Annotated in this window: 15 protein-coding genes, 2 rRNA genes and 1 other annotated feature; all 17 genes read left to right on the top strand. The window is 29.3% G+C overall.

The features are described 5' to 3' along the window. Positions 1-79: ribosomal RNA gene (locus tag I1959_RS13360) — 23S ribosomal RNA — on the top strand; the annotation flags it as partial. A gap of 58 nt (positions 80-137) precedes the next feature. Beyond that, positions 138-254, top strand: a 5S ribosomal RNA gene (gene rrf, locus I1959_RS13355). 408 nt (positions 255-662) lie between these two features. Further along, a complete protein-coding gene (locus I1959_RS13350) occupies positions 663-4,100 on the top strand; it encodes a pyruvate carboxylase (protein WP_195238546.1) in 3,438 nt (1,145 codons plus the stop codon). 565 nt (positions 4,101-4,665) lie between these two features. Further along, positions 4,666-6,597 carry an elongation factor G gene (locus I1959_RS13345; RefSeq protein ID WP_166506176.1) on the top strand — a complete coding sequence of 644 codons (1,932 nt, stop codon included), beginning with the start codon at positions 4,666-4,668 and terminating at the stop codon, positions 6,595-6,597. A 231-nt stretch (positions 6,598-6,828) separates the two neighbouring features. Continuing rightward, entirely contained in the window at positions 6,829-9,282 is a 2,454-nt protein-coding gene (locus tag I1959_RS13340) for an ATP-dependent Clp protease ATP-binding subunit (RefSeq protein ID WP_195238544.1), read from the top strand. A 167-nt stretch (positions 9,283-9,449) separates the two neighbouring features. Next, entirely contained in the window at positions 9,450-10,823 is a 1,374-nt protein-coding gene (radA, locus tag I1959_RS13335) for a DNA repair protein RadA (RefSeq protein ID WP_092921740.1), read from the top strand. A 2-nt stretch (positions 10,824-10,825) separates the two neighbouring features. After that, on the top strand, positions 10,826-11,896 hold the full coding sequence (gene disA / locus I1959_RS13330) for a DNA integrity scanning diadenylate cyclase DisA (RefSeq protein WP_166506178.1): 1,071 nt from the start codon (positions 10,826-10,828) through the stop codon (positions 11,894-11,896). 106 nt (positions 11,897-12,002) lie between these two features. Next, positions 12,003-13,088 carry a PIN/TRAM domain-containing protein gene (locus tag I1959_RS13325; protein WP_166506179.1) on the top strand — a complete coding sequence of 362 codons (1,086 nt, stop codon included), beginning with the start codon at positions 12,003-12,005 and terminating at the stop codon, positions 13,086-13,088. A gap of 99 nt (positions 13,089-13,187) precedes the next feature. Then, on the top strand, positions 13,188-13,871 hold the full coding sequence (gene ispD / locus I1959_RS13320; protein WP_195238542.1) for a 2-C-methyl-D-erythritol 4-phosphate cytidylyltransferase: 684 nt from the start codon (positions 13,188-13,190) through the stop codon (positions 13,869-13,871). A gap of 13 nt (positions 13,872-13,884) precedes the next feature. Then, the gene (gene ispF / locus I1959_RS13315) at positions 13,885-14,364 is read left to right on the top strand and encodes a 2-C-methyl-D-erythritol 2,4-cyclodiphosphate synthase (RefSeq protein WP_092921748.1); all 480 of its coding nucleotides are present in this window, start codon (positions 13,885-13,887) and stop codon (positions 14,362-14,364) included. 135 nt (positions 14,365-14,499) lie between these two features. Continuing rightward, positions 14,500-14,706: a binding site (T-box leader), on the top strand. Positions 14,707-14,776: 70 nt separating this feature from the next. Further along, complete coding sequence (locus tag I1959_RS13310; protein WP_166506180.1) at positions 14,777-16,492, top strand: proline--tRNA ligase; 1,716 nt, start codon at positions 14,777-14,779, stop codon at positions 16,490-16,492. Positions 16,493-16,812: 320 nt separating this feature from the next. Further along, the gene (gene gltX, locus I1959_RS13305) at positions 16,813-18,294 is read left to right on the top strand and encodes a glutamate--tRNA ligase (protein WP_195238540.1); all 1,482 of its coding nucleotides are present in this window, start codon (positions 16,813-16,815) and stop codon (positions 18,292-18,294) included. 379 nt (positions 18,295-18,673) lie between these two features. Next, a complete protein-coding gene (locus tag I1959_RS13300; RefSeq protein WP_092921754.1) occupies positions 18,674-18,829 on the top strand; it encodes a hypothetical protein in 156 nt (51 codons plus the stop codon). A 138-nt stretch (positions 18,830-18,967) separates the two neighbouring features. Next, positions 18,968-20,365: a cysteine--tRNA ligase gene (cysS, locus tag I1959_RS13295; protein WP_195238538.1), complete on the top strand. Its 1,398-nt coding sequence runs from the start codon at positions 18,968-18,970 to the stop codon at positions 20,363-20,365. A 2-nt stretch (positions 20,366-20,367) separates the two neighbouring features. Beyond that, the gene (locus I1959_RS13290; protein WP_195238536.1) at positions 20,368-20,763 is read left to right on the top strand and encodes a Mini-ribonuclease 3; all 396 of its coding nucleotides are present in this window, start codon (positions 20,368-20,370) and stop codon (positions 20,761-20,763) included. Positions 20,764-20,897: 134 nt separating this feature from the next. Beyond that, the gene (gene thyX, locus I1959_RS13285) at positions 20,898-21,656 is read left to right on the top strand and encodes an FAD-dependent thymidylate synthase (RefSeq protein WP_092921760.1); all 759 of its coding nucleotides are present in this window, start codon (positions 20,898-20,900) and stop codon (positions 21,654-21,656) included. Positions 21,657-21,668: 12 nt separating this feature from the next. Further along, positions 21,669-22,403, top strand: a complete 735-nt coding sequence (gene rlmB, locus I1959_RS13280) for a 23S rRNA (guanosine(2251)-2'-O)-methyltransferase RlmB (protein WP_176698623.1) — start codon at positions 21,669-21,671, stop codon at positions 22,401-22,403. Position 22,404 lies beyond the last annotated feature (1 nt).

Raw genomic sequence — 22,404 nt, 5'->3', positions numbered from 1 at the left:
TACCTGGTTGATAGGTCGAAGGTGTAAGTGCAGTAATGTATTTAGCTTATCGATACTAATAGGTCGAGGACTTGACCAAAATCATTAACTAAATGATATACAGTTTTCAGAGTATTAACTCTAAAAGATAAAGATTATGTGGTTATTATAGCAAAGAGGATACACCTGTTCCCATACCGAACACAGAAGTTAAGCTCTTTAGCGCTGATGGTACTTGGGGGGCGACCCCCTGGGAGAGTAAGACGTAGCCACGTAATCTTTTTTTTATGTGAAAAAATAGTAATATTTATATTTTAAAGCATATAATAAAAAATAAGTCTTTATAAAAATCAATACTAAGCTATACAATATTTCCAAAATCATTTATTTAATGCAAATGCGATAAATTTGCTATATTAAATGATATCTAAACAAACGATTAGTTCAAAATATGCATCAATTCCAATAAATTTCTATATTAAAAATAAAAAAATTTAAATACTTAATAATATAATCTAAACCGCCTTAACTAAAGTTAGGTATTTTTTGTTATATAAGATAAAAGTTATTTATTTAAATGTATTTATATTATTTATTAAGGACTTCAAGTAAACGTATTTAAACATTAAATAACATAGTTTATAATCTTTAATATTAAAAGAAAAAGGGAGGGGATTAGGATTATGTTTAAAAAATTTAATAAAATCTTAGTTGCTAACAGGGGAGAAATAGCTATAAGGATATTTAGAGCATGCTCTGAATTGGGGATAAAGAGCGTGGGGATATATAGTAAAGAAGATAAATATAGTTTATTTAGAACAAAAGCAGATGAATCTTATTTAATAGGAGAAGATAAAGGTCCAATAGACGCATACCTAGATATAGATAGTATTATAGAATTAGCTAAGAAGAAAAATGTAGATGCAATTCATCCAGGATATGGTTTCTTATCTGAAAATCCAGAGTTCGTAAAGAAGTGTGAGAAAAATGGAATAACATTCATAGGTCCATCAGCAGATATAATGAATATGATGGGAGATAAAATAAATTCAAAACGAATAGCAAAAGAGGTGGATGTAGCTACTATACCAGGAATAGATGAACCAATCAAAGACATTAAAAGAGCCAAAGAAATAGCTAAAGAAATAGGATATCCAATAATGCTTAAAGCTTCTAACGGCGGTGGCGGTAGAGGTATGAGGGTTGTTTATAACGAATCAGATTTAAGTATAGAATATGAAACAGCATGTAGTGAATCAAAAAAAGCTTTTGGTGAAGATATGATATTCATAGAAAAGTATATAGCTAATCCTAAACATATAGAGGTACAGATATTAGGGGATAAGTATGGAAATATAGTACATTTGTATGAAAGAGATTGTTCAGTACAAAGAAGACATCAAAAGATAATAGAATATTCACCGGCATTTTCTCTAGGCGATAAATTGAGAGAAAATATATGCAATGACGCAGTTAAAATAGCTAAGCATGTAGGATATATAAATGCAGGTACTTTAGAATTTTTAGTAGATGATAGTGGAGAATACTATTTTATAGAAATGAACCCAAGGGTTCAAGTAGAACATACGGTAACTGAAATGGTAACCGGTATTGATATAGTGCAAAGTCAAATATTAATTGCTCAAGGATATAGATTGGATAGTGATGAGATAAATATAAAATCTCAAGAAGATGTAGAATTAAGAGGATATTCTATTCAATGCAGGATAACAACAGAAGACCCTAAAAATAGATTTATGCCAGATACAGGCAAAATACAAGTATATAGAACTGGCTCAGGATTTGGTATTAGACTAGATGGAGGTAATGGATTTGCAGGGGCGAATATAAGTCTATACTACGATAGTTTACTTGTAAAGACTATATCTTGGGATAGAACATTTAAAGGTGCAATAAATAAAACTATAAGATCTATCAAAGAATTTAGGGTTAGAGGTGTTAAAACTAATATAGGATTTTTGGTAAATGTATTGAATAATCCTATATTCGTAGAGGGAAAATGTAGCACCAGATTTATAGATATTAATCCAGAATTATTTGAGATAAGAGAAAGTAAAGATAGAGGTACAAAATTACTTCAATTTATAGGGAATACAGTAGTAAATGAAAATAAATGCGAAGATAAACCTTCATTTGATTCAATATATCAGCCTAAGATAAATAAAGATATAATACTTAATGAAGGAAGTAGGGATCTGTTTAATAGATTAGGTAAAGAAAAGTATATGGAATCTATTAAAAATGAAAAGAAACTATTGCTGACAGATACAACTATGAGAGATGCACATCAATCATTACTAGCTACAAGACTTAGAACATATGACTTATTAAAAGTAGCAAAACCAACTAATGAGTATATGAAAGATTTATTTTCTATTGAGATGTGGGGCGGAGCAACCTATGATGTTGCATATAGATTTTTAAAAGAATCTCCATGGATTAGACTACAAAAACTTAGAGAAGAGATACCTAGTGTATTATTCCAAATGTTATTTAGAGCATCAAATGGAGTTGGATATAAAAATTATCCAGATAACGTAATTGAAGAATTTATAAAACAATCAGCAGAACAGGGAATAGATGTATTTAGAATATTTGACTCTCTAAATTGGGTGGAAAATATGAAGCCATCTATATCAACAGCTTTAGAAACTGGAAAAATAGTAGAGGCTAGTATATGTTACACAGGAGATATATTAGATCCAACAAAGAATAAATATAATTTAGAATATTATATAAGAATGGCTAAAGAGCTAGAAGAATTAGGTACAGATATAATATGTATAAAAGACATGGCAGGCTTACTTAAGCCATATTCAGCATATACTCTTATAAAAGAATTAAAAAATAATGTCAATACTCCTATACATCTTCATACACATGATACAAGTGGAAATGGTATTGCAACTTGCCTTATGGCATCTGAGGCAGGGGTGGACATAGTGGATGGAGCATTAGAAACTATGGCAGGTTTAACTAGCCAACCATCACTAAACGCTATTGTAGAAGCACTTAAAAATACTGAAAGAGATACTCAGATTAATTTATATGGATATGAAGAAATAGGAAACTATTATAAAGATTTAAGAAAAATATATTCTAGATTTGAAAGTGATTTATCAAATCCTTCTGCTGAAATATATAAATATGAGATACCAGGAGGACAATATACAAATCTAAAACCACAAGCTGATAGCTTAGGACTGTCAAATAAATTTGATGAAGTAAAAGAAAAGTATAAAGAAGCAAATGAAATATTGGGAGATATTATAAAAGTAACTCCATCATCTAAAGTAGTAGGAGACCTTGCTATATTTATGGTAAAAAATAAATTAGATAAGAATAACATAATAGAAGAAGGTGAAAAATTATCATTTCCAGATTCTGTATTAGACTACTGTAAAGGAATGATAGGTCAACCAGAAGGAGGAATACCAAAAGATATTCAAAGGGTAGTATTAAAAGGAGACACTCCGATAGAAGAAAGACCTGGTAAATTAATTCCAAAGGAAGATTTTGAAAGTATAAAAGCTGATTTAGATAAGAGATTCAAAATGAATACAAATATAAGAAATATATTAAGTTATACTTTATATCCAAAGGTATATGAAGATTACCTAAAACATCTGCAACTATATAATGATATATCAAAGCTAGATAGTCATGTGTATTTCTATGGATTAAATAAAGGTGAAGAGTGTGAAGTAGAGATAGAAGAAGGTAAAATACTTACTATAAAGTTAGTAGATATAGGTGATGTTAAAGAAAATGGAAATAGAACAGTATCATTTGAATTAAATGGTATGATGAGGGATATAGATATAAAAGATAATAACTACTCTGGGAACATAAAAGATATAATAAAAGCTGATATGAATGACCCTATGCAAATAGGAGCTAGTATACCTGGAAAAGTAGTTAAAATTTTAGTTAAAGAAGATGATGAAGTAAAACAAAATCAACCAATGATTATTATAGAAGCAATGAAAATGGAAACTATAATAGTTGCTAAAGCAGATGGTATTGTAAAATCAATAAAAGTTGAAGAAGGGGAATTAGTAAGAGATAAGCAATTACTTATAACTATGAAAGATAAATAAAAAATTCGCTTAACTCATATAAAACAATACTTAAGAATTTCTAATATAAATTAAATAGATTAAAATATGAAGATATTCTTCTTTAAAGTTAGTTTGTAATAATATGATAAGCTAAAAAAGAACTTATGCTTAAAAGGCATAAGTTCTTTTATTTATCGAAAAATAGAAGAAATAATTGTCAGTATAAAGACATAATCAATTAAATAAATTAAACTTCGATAAATAGATAAAATGTATATCAATAGTAAAATATGAGAAAAATTATTATTAATATACTACATTAGAATTGTATAAATAATAAGTGGAATTATATATAGATTATTGAATATATATATATAAAATAAAATTTATTATTAAATATGAAATTACAGTAAAAGAGAGGAAAGAGGTAATAAGTATAGAATTAATGACTAAGACCTTAAGTACTAACTATTTCTTGGGAAATATTTATATCACCACCTAGAGTTAAGATGTTTACATACTTATTATCAAAAAATAAAATTTAGTTATGTAATTATAGTGAAATACTCAAAGTAATTTATAAATTATAAAGGTAGGTGCTTATATGAAAATTTACGATAGTAGTAATATAAGAAATATAGCAATACTAGGTCATAGTGGATGCGGGAAGACAAACTTAATTGAAGCCATAGCATACACATCAAAGTTAACTAGTAAAATACCGAGAATAACTGATAAAATGAATATGACATACAGTATAGGATTAACTCCAGTAGAGTATAATGACTATAAATACAATCTATTAGACACACCAGGTTACTTTGACTTCTATGGAGAAGTAATATCATCTCTTAATGCAAGTGATGCAGCTATAATAGTTATAGATGCAACAACTGACGTCCAAGTGGGAACAGAAAAATCATTAGAATTAACTGAAAACATGCCAAAAATAATGTTCATAAATAAAATTGATAATGAAAAATCTAGATATAAAGATACACTAGCTATGCTTAGAGAGAAGTATGGCAATAAAGTAGTACCAATGATTATACCGATATACGAGAATAAAGAATTTATAAAATTACATAATGTTTTTGAAAATATGGATGGATTAGATGGAGAATTTAAGCAAGAAGCTATGAGTGTAAAAGAAGCGCTAATGGAGCTTATAGCAGAAACAGATGATGAGTTATTAGATAAGTATTTTAGTGGAGAAGATTTAAGTGATGCAGATATACAAAAAGGGATAACTATAGGTATGCAAAGAGGAGATATAATTCCTGTTATATGTGGTTCAACTATAAACAATATAGGAACAACTGAAATATTAGAAACTGTTTCAAAATATTTGCAGCCAAAGTACTCTAATATAGAGGCTAAATTTAAAGGGCAAGTATTTAAAACAATAGTAGACCCATTCATAGGAAAAATGTCTTATATAAAGGTAACTCAAGGTAAAATAAATAAAGACTGTGAATTATTTAATTTGAATAAATCAGAGAAAGAAAAAATATATAATATATATACTATGAAAAATGGAGATCTTATAGAGCTAAGTGAGGCTAGATGTGGAGATATAATAATTGTAACAAAAGTAAATTCACTTCAAACTGGCCACACTGTATCTATAAGTAAGGATGAATACGAATTAGAAGATATAAACTTACCAAAGCCACAAATATATTATGCAGTGGTTCCTAAAAATAAAGGAGATGAAGATAAGATAGGTTCTGCATTAAATAAAGTGGTTGAAGAAGACCCAACTATTAAGTGGTATAGAAATCCTGAGACAAAACAAGTATTAATAGGAGGTCAAGGGGAACTCCATATAAATACTATAAAAAATAAGATTAAGTCAAAGTTTGGTGTAGATATTGGTTTAGAAGATATAAAAGTAGCTTATAGAGAAACTATAAAAGGAAAAGCTGAAGTTCAAGGTAAGCATAAAAAGCAGTCAGGAGGTCATGGGCAATACGGAGATGTCAAAATTAAATTTGAAAGAAGTAATTTAGATTTTGAGTTTGCTGAAGAAATATTTGGTGGATCTGTACCAAAACAATATATCCCAGCAGTAGAAAAAGGTATAAAGGATTCCATGGTAAAGGGAGTTTTAGCAGGTTTTCCAGTTACAAATATAAAAGCAACTTTATATGATGGGTCATATCATGATGTAGACTCATCAGAAATGGCATTTAAATTAGCAGCAGGTATAGCATTTAAGAAGGGTATGGAAGAGGCTAAGCCAGTTTTACTAGAGCCTATAATGAAGTTTAAGATAACTGTTCCAGAAGAGTATATGGGGGATATAATGGGGGATATAAATAAGCGAAGAGGAAAAATACTTGGAATGGAATCTGATGAAAAAGGAAAACAAATAATATATGCAAATGCTCCACAAGCAGAAACTTTTAAATATGCAATAGATTTAAGGGCCATGACTCAGGGAAGAGGTTATTTTGAGATGGAATTAGAAACATATGAAGAAGTTCCAGCTCAATTAGCTCAAAAAATAATAGAGTTGGAAAATAATAAATAAAATTTAAGGCTCTAGATTGCTCATCTAGAGCCTTAAATTTTTTAGAAAGTACAAGTTAAACCTTGGAACAATAATGAAAAAAATGCATATAAATTAGATTAAATATACATTTAGTAGATGTGTATTATGAAGTAACTGAATGATATTAAAAAGGTTGACTATAATTAATTACTAAATTAATCAAATATAGATAGCATTAAGTAATTATTATAATAGAGAGGAGGGTAAAGTTTGTATTTTAACAGATTTACTCAAAGGGCAAAGAGATCAATAGATATAGGTATAGAAAGTGCACAAAGATTGGGTCATAAAGTGGTAGGTAGTGAACATATCTTATTTGGCTTAATAAAGGAAAAGGAAGGAATAGCAGGAAAAGTATTAATGCAGTTAGGACTAACAGATAGCATAATCAAATCAAAAATAATTGAAGTAAAAGGCAACGCTAATGAGCCAGTAGAAGATGTAACATTAAGTCCAAGGAGTAAACAAATATTAGAGCTCTCTGGTATGTTTGCTAATAAGTTAAGAACTAATTATATAGGAACAGAGCATATTTTGTTAGCGATAGTTCAAGAAGGCAATGGTACTGCTATGAAAATATTAAACTTAGAAGGTATTGATGAGAGAGCTATTGTGCAGTTAATAATTGATATGATGGGATTAGAGGAGTACTCAATACAACAAGAAAAAGAAGAAAAATACACAGTTAAGGTACAGGAGGAATCCCTAAAACTTTTAGATAAATATGGTAAGAATCTTGTAAATTTAGCTTCCAAAGGTAAATTAGATCCTGTAGTTGGTAGGGAAATTGAAATAGAGAGAGTTATACAAATATTAAGTAGAAGAACAAAAAATAACCCAGTTGTAATAGGAGATCCAGGGGTAGGAAAAACTTCTATAATAGAAGGGTTAGCTATAAACATAGCAGAAGGAAATGTGCCTGAAACTTTAAAAAATAAAAGCTTATATACTTTAAATATGGGTTCTATGTTAGCAGGTGCAAAATATAGAGGTGAATTTGAGGATAGAATAAAGCAAGTTATAGATGAAGTTATAAAAAATGGCAATGTAATTCTATTTATAGATGAAATACACACAATAATAGGTGCAGGTGCAACTGGAGAAAGTACAATAGATGCATCAAATATACTTAAACCGGTGCTATCAAGAGGAGAACTACAAATTATAGGAGCAACGACAATAGATGAATATAGAAAGCATATAGAAAAAGATTCAGCTCTTGAAAGAAGATTTCAACCTGTAGTGCTTAAAGAACCATCTAGAGAAGAAAGTATAAAAATTTTAGAGGGTATTAGATATAAATATGAAGATTTTCATAAAGTAAAAATAAGTAATGAATCTTTAGTTGCAGCAGTAGATTTATCTATAAGATATATAACTGATAGATTTTTACCAGATAAAGCTATAGATTTAATAGATGAAGCTGCATCAAGAGTTAGGTTAAAAATAGGTAAATCATCAGTTAAAATTTTAGGATTAGAAGAAGAAATCGAAAGCATAGATAAGGAAAAAGACAAAGCAGTAATGTATCAAGATTTTGAGAAAATTGATAAAATAAAAAAACAGCAAGAAAATTTGAAGAAAGAACTTAAAGAAGTAAAACAACAATGGAATGCTATGGGAAAATATACAGAAGTAGTTAAACCAGAAGATATTGCAGAAGTTGTAGAATTATGGACCAGTATACCTGTAAATAAAATAGTAGAATCTGAATCTAGCAAATTATTAAGGTTAGAGAAAATATTACATGAAAGAGTGGTTGGTCAAGAGCAGGCAGTGAAGTCAATTTCGAGAGCTATAAGAAGGTCAAGAGCAGGATTAAAAGATCCAAATAGACCAATTGGATCTTTCTTATTCTTAGGTCCTACAGGAGTAGGCAAGACAGAATTATCAAAAGCCTTAGCAGAAGTGCAATTTGGAGATGAAAATAAGATAATAAGACTTGATATGTCTGAGTATATGGAAAAACATGCAGTATCTAGACTAATAGGGTCACCACCAGGATATGTAGGTTATGAAGAAGGTGGCCAATTAACAGAAAAAGTAAGGAGAGATCCTTACTCTGTAATTTTACTTGATGAGATAGAAAAAGCGCATATAGATGTATTTAATATTTTATTGCAAATATTAGATGATGGAAGACTAACAGATTCCAAAGGTAGAACTGTAGACTTTAAAAATACTATAATAATAATGACTTCTAATGTAGGGGCAACAAAAATAAGCTCTCAAAGAATATTAGGATTCTCTACAAATAGAAATAAAGAGGAAAAAGTCAAGAGTGATTATGAAAATATGAAAGAATGTATAATGGAAGAAGTTAAACAAAAATTTAGACCTGAATTTTTAAATAGAATAGATGATATAATAGTATTCCATTCACTAACAGAGGAAGATTTAGATGAAATAGTAAAATTAATGACAAAAGAATTAGCATCGAGGTTGCAAGCTATGAACATAAACCTAAATATGACCGAAGAATCCATAAGATTTATATCAAAAGTTGGATTAGACTTACAGTATGGTGCAAGACCACTAAAAAGAGCCATACAAAAAGAGATAGAAAATCCACTTTCAGAAGTAATACTAAAAGGAGACATACGAGGTGGAAATGTTGTTATAGCAGAGGTAGAAAATAATAAGATAGTATTTAAGTGCAAATAGTAGTAATATATATAATAAGGGGGAGAGTATTCCCCTTTATTTTTATAAGCAAAAAATATTAGTATAATATATAGGTATATTAGCTATAAAGGATTTTAAAGATTCTACATAATATTATATAGATATGCTAAAATTATATAGACAAAAAGAATTTAAGGGTGAATTATATGGCAAAAATAAAAACAAAATATGTATGTCAAGAATGTGGGTATGAAACTTCAAAATGGTTAGGGAAATGCCCTGAATGTACAAAGTGGAATACTTTCGTAGAGGAAATTGAGCAAAAAGGAAGTAAAAAAGAAGTTTTCATTATAGATAAATCATCATCAAGACCAGTAAGTATAAATTCTATACAAACTAAAGAAGAAGAAAGATTTTCAACGTGTATAAATGAATTGGATAGAGTGTTAGGTGGAGGTGTTGTAAAGGGGTCATTAGTTCTTGTTGGAGGAGACCCAGGGATAGGTAAATCTACACTACTAATACAAGTTTCAAGCAATGTTGCAAACTCAGGAAAAAGAGTACTTTACATATCAGGAGAAGAGTCTGAATCTCAAATAAAAATGAGAGCTCAAAGGTTAGGTATAAGTTCAGATAATCTGTATATATTCGCAGAGAATAATTTAAGTATAATAGAAGCTCATTTAGAAAGTATAAATCCAGAACTTATCATATTAGATTCTATTCAAACTGTTTATAGCCCAGAAATATCATCAGCTCCAGGAACTGTTAGCCAAATTAAAGAAGGTACATCTAAATTCATGAAAATTTCTAAAAAAATGGGTATATCAACCTTCGTAGTTGGGCATGTAACAAAAGAAGGTTCATTGGCAGGTCCTAAATTATTAGAGCATATGGTGGATACAGTTTTATATTTTGAAGGAGAAAGATATAATACATATAGATTAGTAAGAGCTGTAAAGAATAGATTTGGTTCGACTAATGAACTAGGTGTCTTTGAAATGAGAGATTTAGGTTTGGTAGAGTTAGAAAATCCATCTAAGATACTTATATCAGAAAAGCCAAAAGATGTGGCTGGTTCTGTAATAATATCTACAGTAGAAGGGACCAGACCAATGCTTTTAGAACTGCAAGCATTAGTATCCCCAACTAGTTTTGGTATTCCTAAAAGGACAGCTACAGGGGTTGATTATAATAGAGTTGCTATGTTATTAGCTGTTTTAGAAAAGAGAGTAGGATTGCAAATTCAAAATCAAGATGTGTATTTAAATATTGTAGGGGGTATAAAAATAAATGAGCCTTCAATAGATTTAGGTATAATAATTGCCGTTGCATCAAGTTTTAGAAACATTGAAGTTGATGAAAAAATAGCAGTAACAGGAGAAGTAGGTTTAACAGGAGAAGTAAGAGCAGTTAGCTATATAGAAAAGAGAATAGCTGAGTGTAAAAAATTAGGATTTTCAAAAATGGTTATACCAAGAAGTAATTATGATGCAGTAAAAGATGTTAAAGGTATAGAAATATGGCCAGTTGATAATTTAAGACAAGCTATAAATATAGTACTAGGGGGTAATAAATAATAATGGAAGATATCTTAAATAATAAGAATGTATTACACGCATTAAAAATGATATCTCCTGGAAGTCCATTAAGACAAGGTTTAGAAAATGTACTAAAAGCTAAGACCGGTGGTTTGATAGTTATATCAAATGGAGAAGATACAATGAAGGTTGTAGATGGAGGATTTAATATAAATGCAGATTATTCACCTGCATATTTATATGAATTAGCAAAAATGGACGGGGCTATAGTACTTAGTCAAGATGTTAAGAAGATATTATTTGCAAATGCACAATTAATACCTGATTATTCTATTCCTACATCTGAAACAGGGACAAGACATAGAACAGCAGAGAGAGTTGCAAGGCAGACAGGTTCTATAGTTATTGCTATATCTCAAAGAAGAAATGTAATAACTGTATACAGAGGAGATCAAAAGTATGCGCTAGAAGAAATATCAAAAATATTTACAAAAGCTAATCAAGCATTACAGACTTTAGAAAAATATAAAGCAGTATTAGATCAAGCTGTAGCAAGCCTAAATGCATTAGAATTTAATGATTTAGTAACTATATACGATGTAGCAATTGTACTTCAAAAAATGGAAATGGTTATGAGAATTACAAGTATAATAGAAAAATATATTATAGAGCTTGGGCAAGAAGGAACACTAGTCAGAATGCAGTTAGAAGAATTAGTTGGAACAACTAAAATTGACCAAAAACTTATACTAAAAGATTATAGCAAAGAAGATATAGACATAAAGTTATTTAAAAAGAAAATAAAAACATTATCTCCTGAAGAATTAGTAGATTTAACTAATATGGCTAAACTTTTAGGTTATAGTGGATTCTCTGAAAATATGGATATGGAGATAAGACCAAGAGGGTATAGAGTATTAAATAAGATACATAGATTACCATCAACTATAATTGAAAATTTAGTAAATTACTTTGAAGATTTCCAAGAAATACTAGATGCATCTATTGAAGATTTAGATGATGTAGAGGGGATAGGTGAAATAAGGGCAACATATATAAGAAATGGACTAATAAAAATGAAACAATTAGTATTACTAGATAGACTTATATAATTTATTAATAAGGATTTAAGATATATTTAAGGACTTTGTTGTTGAATAAATATGGTATTATAGATTATAATAAAAAAATATTAAGTATTAATCCGGGGGTGAAGAATTGATACCAAAAGTGATAAGATTTATAACAAGCATACTGGGGTTTGCTCTAGGTATGACTACATATGCAACTTTAATGAAAGCATTTCCGGCACTTAAATTTGGTGCAGAGATATATGGTTTAATTGCATCTGTTTCAGTTGGGATAGTTGTAGGAATCATATTCTATGCAATAGAGCCGTGGTTTACTGATAAATTTAAGGATATTGCTAAGGTTATGGATAAAGAAATATCAAAATATCCTCAAACAGATATATTACTAGGATCTATAGGTCTTATAGTTGGGTTCGTAATAGCTTACTTAGTAAGTGGTATAATGAGCACAATACCTATAATCGGAGGATTCTTAGCTTTTATTACATATGGGTTTATGGGCTACTTAGGTATAAGAGTAGCATTAAAGAGTAAAGATGACTTATTTAACTTAGGAAAGTTAAGCAAAATTTCAGGATCTATGAAAGATAAAGGATCTAAGAAGGAAATAAACAGGGTTATACCACCTAAAGTATTAGATACGAGTGTAATAATAGATGGTAGAATAGCAGACATATGCAAAACTGGATTCGTTGAAGGTAAATTAGTTATACCTGAATTCGTTTTAGATGAATTAAGACATATAGCGGACTCTTCAGATGACTTAAAAAGAGTTAGAGGAAGAAGAGGATTAGATATACTTAATATAATAAAAGAAGAACTACAAATAGAAGTTGAAATTACTAAAACTGATTTTGACGATATAGCTGAAGTAGACAGTAAGCTTTTAAAGCTAGCTAAGACTCTAAATGGTAAGGTTGTAACTAACGATTACAATTTAAACAAAGTAGCACAAGTTCAAGGTGTTGAGGTATTAAACATAAATGAACTAGCTAATGCTGTTAAGCCAGTAGCAATACCAGGAGAAGCTATGGTGGTTCAAGTAGTAAAAGAAGGTAAAGAACATAGTCAAGGTATAGCATACCTAGATGATGGTACTATGATAGTTGTAGATGGAGGTAAAAAATACATGGGACAAACTATAAGTGTTTTAGTTACATCTGTATTACAAACTCCAGCTGGAAGAATGATATTTGGAAAACCTAAAGTTTAAATTTTAAAAGTCTTCGTATTTTCGAAGGCTTTTTTGATATAATTTATTAGATAAAGTAGTTAATATATAAGTGTTAATTGTATATAAAGAGGTGATTAAATGAATGGCGTTATTATAGTAGCAGCTGGTAGTGGAAGTAGAATGAAAATGGGGATAAATAAACAATTTATAAAGCTTAATAACAAAGAAATAATAGCATATACAATAGAAAAGTTTTATAAAAATGATGATATACAAGATATTGTTGTAGTTATAAAAAAAGAAGAAGAAGAATTCTTTAAGGAAGAAATTATAGAAAAGTATAATTTACATAACATAAAGATCGCCTTTGGTGGGAAGGAAAGACAAGACTCTGTATATAATGGACTTAAAAGTTTAAATAAAGATTGTGATATAGTATTAATACATGATGGGGCAAGACCATTTGTAACAAAAGAAATTATAAGAAAATCAATAGATGAAGCCAAAGAAAATAATGCAGTAGTTGTAGGTGTGCCGGTAAAAGATACTATAAAAGTGGTTAATGAAAATAAAGATATAATAGATACACCGAATAGAAGTACTTTGTGGTCAGTTCATACACCACAGACATTTAAATACGATATATTATTAAAATCATATGAAGATGCATTTAAAAATAATTTCTACGGAACAGATGATGCAATGCTAGTAGAGAAAATAGGATATAAGGTTAAAATGATAGAAGGTTCATATAATAACATTAAGATAACAACACAAGAAGATTTAAGTATAGGATCACAAATATTAAAAGATCAAATTTAACGGAGGCTATATAATGAGAGTAGGATTAGGATATGATGTTCATAAATTAGTTGAAGGTAGAAAACTTATAATGGGTGGAGTTAATGTTCCACATGAAACAGGATTATTAGGACATTCAGATGCAGATGTTTTAGTTCATGCAATAATGGATTCTATGTTAGGAGCATTAGCATTAGGAGATATAGGTAAGCATTTCCCTGATACAGATGAAAGATATAAAGGAGCAGATAGTATAGAATTACTTAGACATGTAAATAATCTAATAATAGAAAAGGGATATACTATAGGTAACATAGATGCTACAATAATAGCGCAAGCGCCAAAAATGGCACCACATATTCAAAGTATGAGAGAGAATATAGCTAATGCTTTAAATACTAACTTAGACAGAATAAATGTAAAAGCAACAACAGAAGAAGGACTTGGTTTTACAGGTACAAAGCAAGGTATAGCATCACAAAGTATTTGTTTATTAGTTAAAGTTGACAACTAATATGAAATAATATAATATTATCTCATAAGTATGGAAAAATAAAATTAATAATTAATTATTCCTTAAAATGTGCAACAATAAATGAATACAATAATATTATTATTAATAACAACATACAATAAATAAAAAACATAAATCAAAGCTATAATAAAGAAATAGTAAAAGACTAGAGTCTTCACAGAGAGGGAACATTTGGTGAAAGTTCCTAAGATATAATCTTTGAACCAATCTTTTAGCATAAAGGTGGTAACAAACCTTTACGGTAGGGACCGTTATATCCCCTAAAGAGGGCTAATGGCTAATTAGAGTGGTACCGCGGAAATTCAACCTTCCGTCTCTATACATATGTATAGAGACGGAAGGTTTTTTTTAATATTAAGACTTTCAAAATATAAAACAGGAGGAAATAACTATGAAAATGTCAAAAATGTTTATGCCAACATTAAGAGAAGTTCCAGCTGATGCAGAAATAACAAGTCATCAATTAATGATGAGAGCTGGTATGATAAGAAAGATGGCATCAGGAGTATATAATCAATTACCAATGGGTATAAGAGTTTTCAAAAAAATAGAAAACATAGTAAGAGAGGAATTAGAGAAAAAAGGATGCCAAGAAATACTATGTTCAGGATTAATACCATCTGAGTTATGGAAAGAGTCTGGAAGATGGGACGTAATGGGTGCAGAAATGATGAGAGTGAAAGATAGAAATGATAGAGATTTCTGCCTTGGACCAACTCATGAAGAAGTGTTCACAGATTTAATAAGACAAGAAATAACTTCTTACAAGCAATTACCACTTAACTTATATCAAATACAAGTTAAATATAGAGATGAGAGAAGACCTAGATTTGGGGTTATGAGAACTAGAACTTTCACTATGAAAGATGCATATAGTTTTGATATAGATGAAGCAGGATTAGATAAATCATACCAAGATATGTATGATGCTTATACAAATATATTCGCTAGATGTGGATTAGATAATAGTCCAGTTCAAGCAGATACAGGAGCAATAGGTGGATCTGTTTCAGCAGAATTCATGGTTAAATCAGAAGTAGGAGAAGATGAAATAGTATTCTGTAGTGGATGTGACTATGCAGCAAATATGGAAAAAGCTGTTTCAGTAAATACTTCTTTAGATAAAGAAGAAATGAAAGAATTAACAGAAATACACACTCCAAATGTTCACACAATAGAAGATTTAGAAAAATTCTTCAACTTACCAGCAAATAGATTTGCTAAGACTTTAGTATATGAAGTAGATGGAAAGACTGTTGTGGTTGTAGTAAGAGGAGATAGAGAAGTTAATGAAACTAAGGTTGCTAATGCTATAGGTGGAGCAGTAGAGTTTGAACTTGCTAGAGAAGAAGTTGTAAGAGCTGTAACTAAAGCAGGTATAGGATTTGCTGGACCAATAGGTGTTGAAGCTGACTATGTATTTATAGATAATGAAGTAGCTGAACAAAATAATTTAGTTATAGGTGCTAATAAAGATGAATACCACATACAAAATGCTAACTATGGAAGAGATTTCGAAGGTACAGTTGGAGATTTCAGAAATGTTACTGAAGGAGATAAATGTACTAAATGTGGTTCTGAATTAGAAATAGCTAGAGGGGTAGAAGTTGGTCATATATTCAAGTTAGGAACTAAGTACTCAGAAACTATGGGAGCTAACTATATAGATAAAGATGGAAAATCTAAGCCAATAGTAATGGGATGCTATGGTATAGGTATAGAAAGAACTGCTGCTGCTATAATAGAGCAACATCATGATGAAAATGGTATAATATGGCCATTATCAATAGCTCCATATCATGTAGTAGTTGTACCAGTGAATATCAAAAAAGCAGAGCAAATGGAAGCTGCTGAAAAGATATACAATGAGTTACAATCTATGGGTGTAGAAGTATTATTAGATGATAGGGACGAAAGAGTTGGAGTTAAGTTCAAGGATAGCGAATTAGTAGGTATACCAATGAGAATCACAGTTGGTAAAGATATAACTGACGGTAAAGTTGAATTTAAATTAAGAGATGCCCAAGATAAAGAATTAATAAGCTTAGATGAAATAAAATCTAAAATAGAAGCTGAGTTTGTTAAGAATAACGTTAAGTTAGGATAGTATAGATAATAAATAGTATATATAATTCACTAAACTATCAACAAAAAATGGTTAATATGTGGATATATATACTATTTTAATTGTGTAGAAAATCATATTATCCACAAAATTTTAATATAAAATAAGAGCTTAAAATAAGATAAATTTAAATTTTTTTAAGTTAGTACTTATAAAATAGATTTATAGGTGTATACTTGTAGGTATAAAAATATAATAATATCGCGATTTTAACATAGATTTGGGTAAAATAACATTACAATATATGTGTTATTCTGATATTATAAATTTATACATAACAACTATTAGAGGAGGCTATTCAAATGAATGTAAGAGTAAGATTTGCTCCAAGTCCAACTGGATTTGTACACATAGGTAGTTTAAGAACTGCTTTATATAACTACTTATTTGCAAAGAGAATGTGTGGAGAGTACATATTAAGAGTAGAAGACACAGACCAAACTAGATTAGTAGATGGTGCAATAGAAAATATGCTTAATGCTATGAGTTGGGCTGGAGTTAATCATAGCGAAGGTGTTATGATAGATGAAAATGGAAACATAACTCAAGTAGGTGAAAATGGGCCATATATACAATCTGAAAGATTAGATATATATAAAGATTATATAAAACAATTATTAGATAATGGACAAGCATACTACTGTTTCTGTACAAAAGAAAGATTAGACGAAGTAAGAGAAAAGCAAAAAGAAGCTGGAGAAACTCCAAGATACGATGGTCACTGTAGAGATCTTTCTAAAGAAGAAGTTGAAGCTAAGATAGCAGCAGGAGAACCTTACGTTATAAGATTAAAATTACCTGAAAATCATGTTATAAAATTCACTGACTTAGTTAGAGGTGAAACAGAATTTAACACTAATGATTTAGATGACCAAGTTTTAATAAAGACTGATGGATTCCCAACTTACCACTTTGCAGTTGTAGTTGATGACCACTTAATGAAAATAACTCATGTTATAAGAGGAGAAGAATGGGTTTCTTCAACTCCAAAGCATGTTTACTTATATGAAGCATTTGGATGGGAAGCACCAACATTTGTACATTTACCAAATATACTTAACAAAGAAAAGAAAAAGTTAAGTAAGAGACATGGTGATGTTGCAGTTGAAGACTTCAAGAAAAAAGGATATTTACCACAAGGATTAGTTAATTATGTTGCATTAGTTGGTTGGTCTCCAGAAGATAACCAAGAAATATTCACTATGGAAGAATTAGAGAAAGCTTTCTCTGTAGAAAGAGTATCTAAGAGTGGTGGAGTATTTGATACAGAAAAACTAAACTGGGTTAACCAACATTATATAAAGGAAGCAGATGATAGCTACTTAACAGACTTAGCTATACCTTTCTTAGTTGAAGCTGGTCTTATAACAGAAGAAGAAGCTACTACTAAGTATGATTTTATAAAAGGAATGGTATCAGTTGTTAAAGAAAAATTACAATATGTAAAAGAAATAACTGAACATGCTAATATATTCTTCTCAAATGAAGTTAAATTAGAAACTGAAGAATGTAGAGAATTCTTAAACTTAGAACATATACCAACTTTAATAGATGCATTACAAACTAAGATAGAAAATGCAGAAGTTGTAGATGAAGCATTTGTAAAAGCTATGTTTAAAGAAATACAAAAAGAACATGGTATAAAAGGCAAAAACTTATTCATGGGTTCTAGAGTAATATTAACAGGACAAATGCATGGACCAGATTTACCAAAGACTATGGAAGTTTTAGGAAAAGAAAATTGTTTAGAGAGAATAGCATACGTTAAAAATAACATATTATAATATAAAAAAGAGGCTCACCTAGCTAGGTGGGTCTTTTTTATTAATTTTAATACAAATTATATAAATAGATTTAAATAATAATTATATTTATTTTAAAATTTTACTAAATATATTACACTTAAAAAAATGTAGCATATCTAGGAGTTTTATATATAATAAAGGAAATAAACAAAATAGAAAGAAAGAAATATATGTTAATTCTTAGTGTTATGAAGAGTAAAAAATTATTTGTGTAGTATTTTGATGAAAAGATTTATGGGTATAACTAAAGGAATTACTTAAAACAAAGTTAATATATAAAAAGCATAAGAAAATAAATTGTTTGAAAAATTATTTTTAACATACAATATAGTTTTACTTTATACCAGGGAGGGTAACTATGTATAGTAATAATAAAGATGATATAAAAAAAGAGCTGAAAAGTTTATGTGTAGATTATGTTAACATACTAGAAAAGTTAAAAAAAGAAAAAATTATAAGTGAAGAAACTTATAATACTTGTTCTTTAAAAAAGATTTCATTTTTAGAAGAATAAACCTATAAATTTTTTACAATTAGATTTTTTTAAAATCATAAGGACATAATAGTAGTACTATTAATTGCAAAGAATTTAAACTATAATATAATATATAGATAGTTAAGAAATAATATAACAATCAGTGAGGTGATAAGAGTGAAGTTATACAATACATTAACAAGAACAAAAGAAGAATTTGTTCCATTAGAAGAAGGAAAGGTAAAAATGTATGTATGTGGACCTACAGTTTATAACTATATACATATAGGTAATGCTAGACCTTTCATAATGTTTGATACACTTAGAAGATATTTAGAATATAGAGGTTTTGATGTAACTTACGTTCAAAACTTTACAGATGTAGATGATAAAATAATAAAAAGAGGTCATGAAGAAAACATAGCACCAGAAGAAGTGGCTAATAAATACATAAACGAGTATTTTGTTGATGCTGATGGATTAGGAATAAAAAGAGCAGATGTTCATCCTAGAGTAACAGATAACATACAACAAATAATAGATTTTGTTAAGGAATTAGAAGAAAAAGGATATGCTTATGAATCTAACGGAGATGTATACTTTGACACTAAAAAGTTTGAAGGATACGGAAAACTTTCTAAACAAAATCAAGACGATTTAGAAGCGGGAGCAAGAATAGAAGTTAATAGTCAAAAGAGACATCCAATGGATTTTGTTCTATGGAAGGCAAAAAAAGAAGGAGAACCAGGATGGGAAAGTCCATGGGGAGAAGGTAGACCAGGATGGCATATAGAATGTTCAGTTATGTCTAATAGATACTTAGGTGAGACTATAGATATACATGCTGGAGGTCAAGATTTAACATTCCCTCACCATGAAAATGAAATAGCTCAAAGTGAAGCTAGAAGTGGAAAAACTTTCTCTAATTATTGGGTACACAATGGATATATAAACATAAATAATGAAAAAATGAGTAAATCTCTAGGAAACTTCTTTACAGTAAGGGAGATATCTGAAAAATATGATTTAGAAATAGTAAGATTCTTCATGTTATCTGCGCATTACAGAAATCCAGTTAACTTCAGTGATGAAATGTTAGCACAAGCTAAAGCAGGACTTGAAAGACTTTACAATGCTAAAGAAAAATTAGAATTCACAATAGAAAACTTAAAAGAAGGTTCTTTAACTGAAGGTGAAAAGGATCTAGTATCTGAATTAAATAGCTACAGATATAAGTTTATAAATGCTATGGAAGATGACTTAAATACAGCAGACGCAATAAGTGCTATATTTGAATTATCTAAGTTTATAAACACTAACGTAAATGAAAATTCTTCTTTAGAATTTGCTAAATTATGTCTAGATGAATTTAATGAATTAACTTCTGTATTAAATATAGTTAATAAGAAAAATGATGATATATTAGATGAAGAAATAGAAAATCTTATACAAAAAAGAGTAGATGCTAAGAAAAACAAAGATTATAAATTAGCAGATGAGATAAGACAAGAGTTACTAGAGAGAGGCATAATACTAGAAGATACTAGACAAGGAACTAAGTGGAAGAGAGCATAATTATGAATAGAACGGAATTAATAACAATGTCTCCATTAGTATTAGCCTATATAGGTGATACAATATATGAGTCATATATAAGAGAGTATCTAATAAGAAAGAACATCAATAAAAAGGTCAATGACCTTCACAAGTCAGCTATAAAGTATGTTAATGCTAAGGCACAGGCTACAGTAATGCATGAAATAGAAGAGGAATTAAGTGAAGATGAATTAAGAATCTACAAAAGAGGTAGAAATCAAAAATCTCATACTTCTCCTAAAAATGCAGATATTATAGACTATAAATGTGCAACTGGATTCGAAGCTTTAGTGGGATATCTACATTTAGGTGGAGAGAAAGATAGACTTGACTATATAGTTGAAAAAGGCATAAATATCATAGAAAAAAATATGTAAAGGTATTGTTAAAAACAATACCTTTTTATATATGAGTATATATACTTTATTATGATAGACAAAATAAATAAAAAAATATAATTTTAATATTGTATAATAAAAAATATGAATATTTTAAGGAAGAGGTTTTAGAGATGAAAGTAAAATTATTAGCACATACACCAGATCCAGAAAAGGTAATATCAATGGCTGCAAAGCTATGTTATTCAGCAGTAGGTGTGGATCAAATAGAAGAGAACCTAACAGATGAATCGGTGGATAGATTTTTAAATATGTTAATAAATATAGGGCATGAATCTCCATTAGAGCATGTATCATTTACATTTGCAGTTGAAGGAATATCAAGAGCTTGTTCTCATCAATTAGTTAGACATCGTATAGCAAGCTATTCACAACAAAGTCAAAGGTATGTCAAGTTAGATCAATTTGAATATATAATACCACCAGAGATAGAAGCAGTAAAAGAAGCTAAAGAAGTGTTTATACAAGCGATGGAAGAAGATCAAAAATCATATGATAAATTAGTGGATATATTATTTGATAAACATTATAATAAAATGATAAAAGATGGAAAAAATGAAAAAGAAGCTAAAAGACAAGCTGAAAAGAAAGCAATAGAAGATGCTAGATACGTATTCCCTAATGCATGTGAAACAAAAGTAGTATTTACTATGAATACAAGAAGTTTATATAATTTCTTAAATCATAGATGCTGTGAGAGGGCACAATGGGAAATAAGAGAGCTATCAATAGAAATGCTAAGACAATTAAAGCAAGTAGCTCCAATCTTATTTAACAATATAGGACCCAAATGTGTAAAAGGACCTTGCCCAGAAGGTAACATGACATGTGGTAATATAGTTCAGATAAGAGAAAAGTTTAAAAATTTATAGGCGGTGGAAGAATTGGCAAGTATAGAAGGTAGAAATCCTGTAATAGAAGCGATAAAAAATGGCAGAGAAATAGATAAGATAATGATAGCTAACTCTGCAAAAGAAGGATCAATAAAAAAAATAATAGCAATGGCTAAAGAGAAGAACATAATAGTTCAATATGTTGATAAGCATAAATTAGATGAAATTAGTACAAGTCACTCTCATCAAGGTGTAATAGCTCAAGTAAGTGAACTTAAGTATTGGGAATTAGATGATTTAATAGATAGCGTTAAAGAAAAAGGAGAAGATCCATTTTTTATAATACTAGATGAAATAACAGACCCTCACAATTTAGGTTCAATAATTAGAACAGCAGATGCAGTTGGAGCTCATGGGGTTATAATACCAAAAAGAAGATCAGTTCATGTTACTCCAGTAGTTGCTAAAGCATCAGCAGGAGCTGTAGAATATGTACCTATATGTAAGGTAACTAATATAGTTAATACAATAAAAAGATTAAAAGAAGAAGGTCTATGGATAGCAGCAGCTGATATGGATGGACAAGTATTCTATGAACAAAACCTTACAGGTGCATTAGGTCTTGTAATAGGAAGTGAAGGTTTTGGTATATCTAGATTAGTTAAACAAAACTGCGACTTCACTATAAAAATGCCTATGATAGGTAATGTTACATCACTAAATGCATCTGTAGCAGGTGGAATACTTCTTTATGAGATATTTAAACAAAGATCAGGTGTAAAATAAA

Origin of the sequence: Romboutsia sp. 1001285H_161024_C4, assembly GCF_015550185.1 — a bacterium.
Classification (GTDB): domain Bacteria; phylum Bacillota; class Clostridia; order Peptostreptococcales; family Peptostreptococcaceae; genus Romboutsia_C; species Romboutsia_C hominis.
This window is presented reverse-complemented; position numbering and strand designations above follow the sequence as displayed.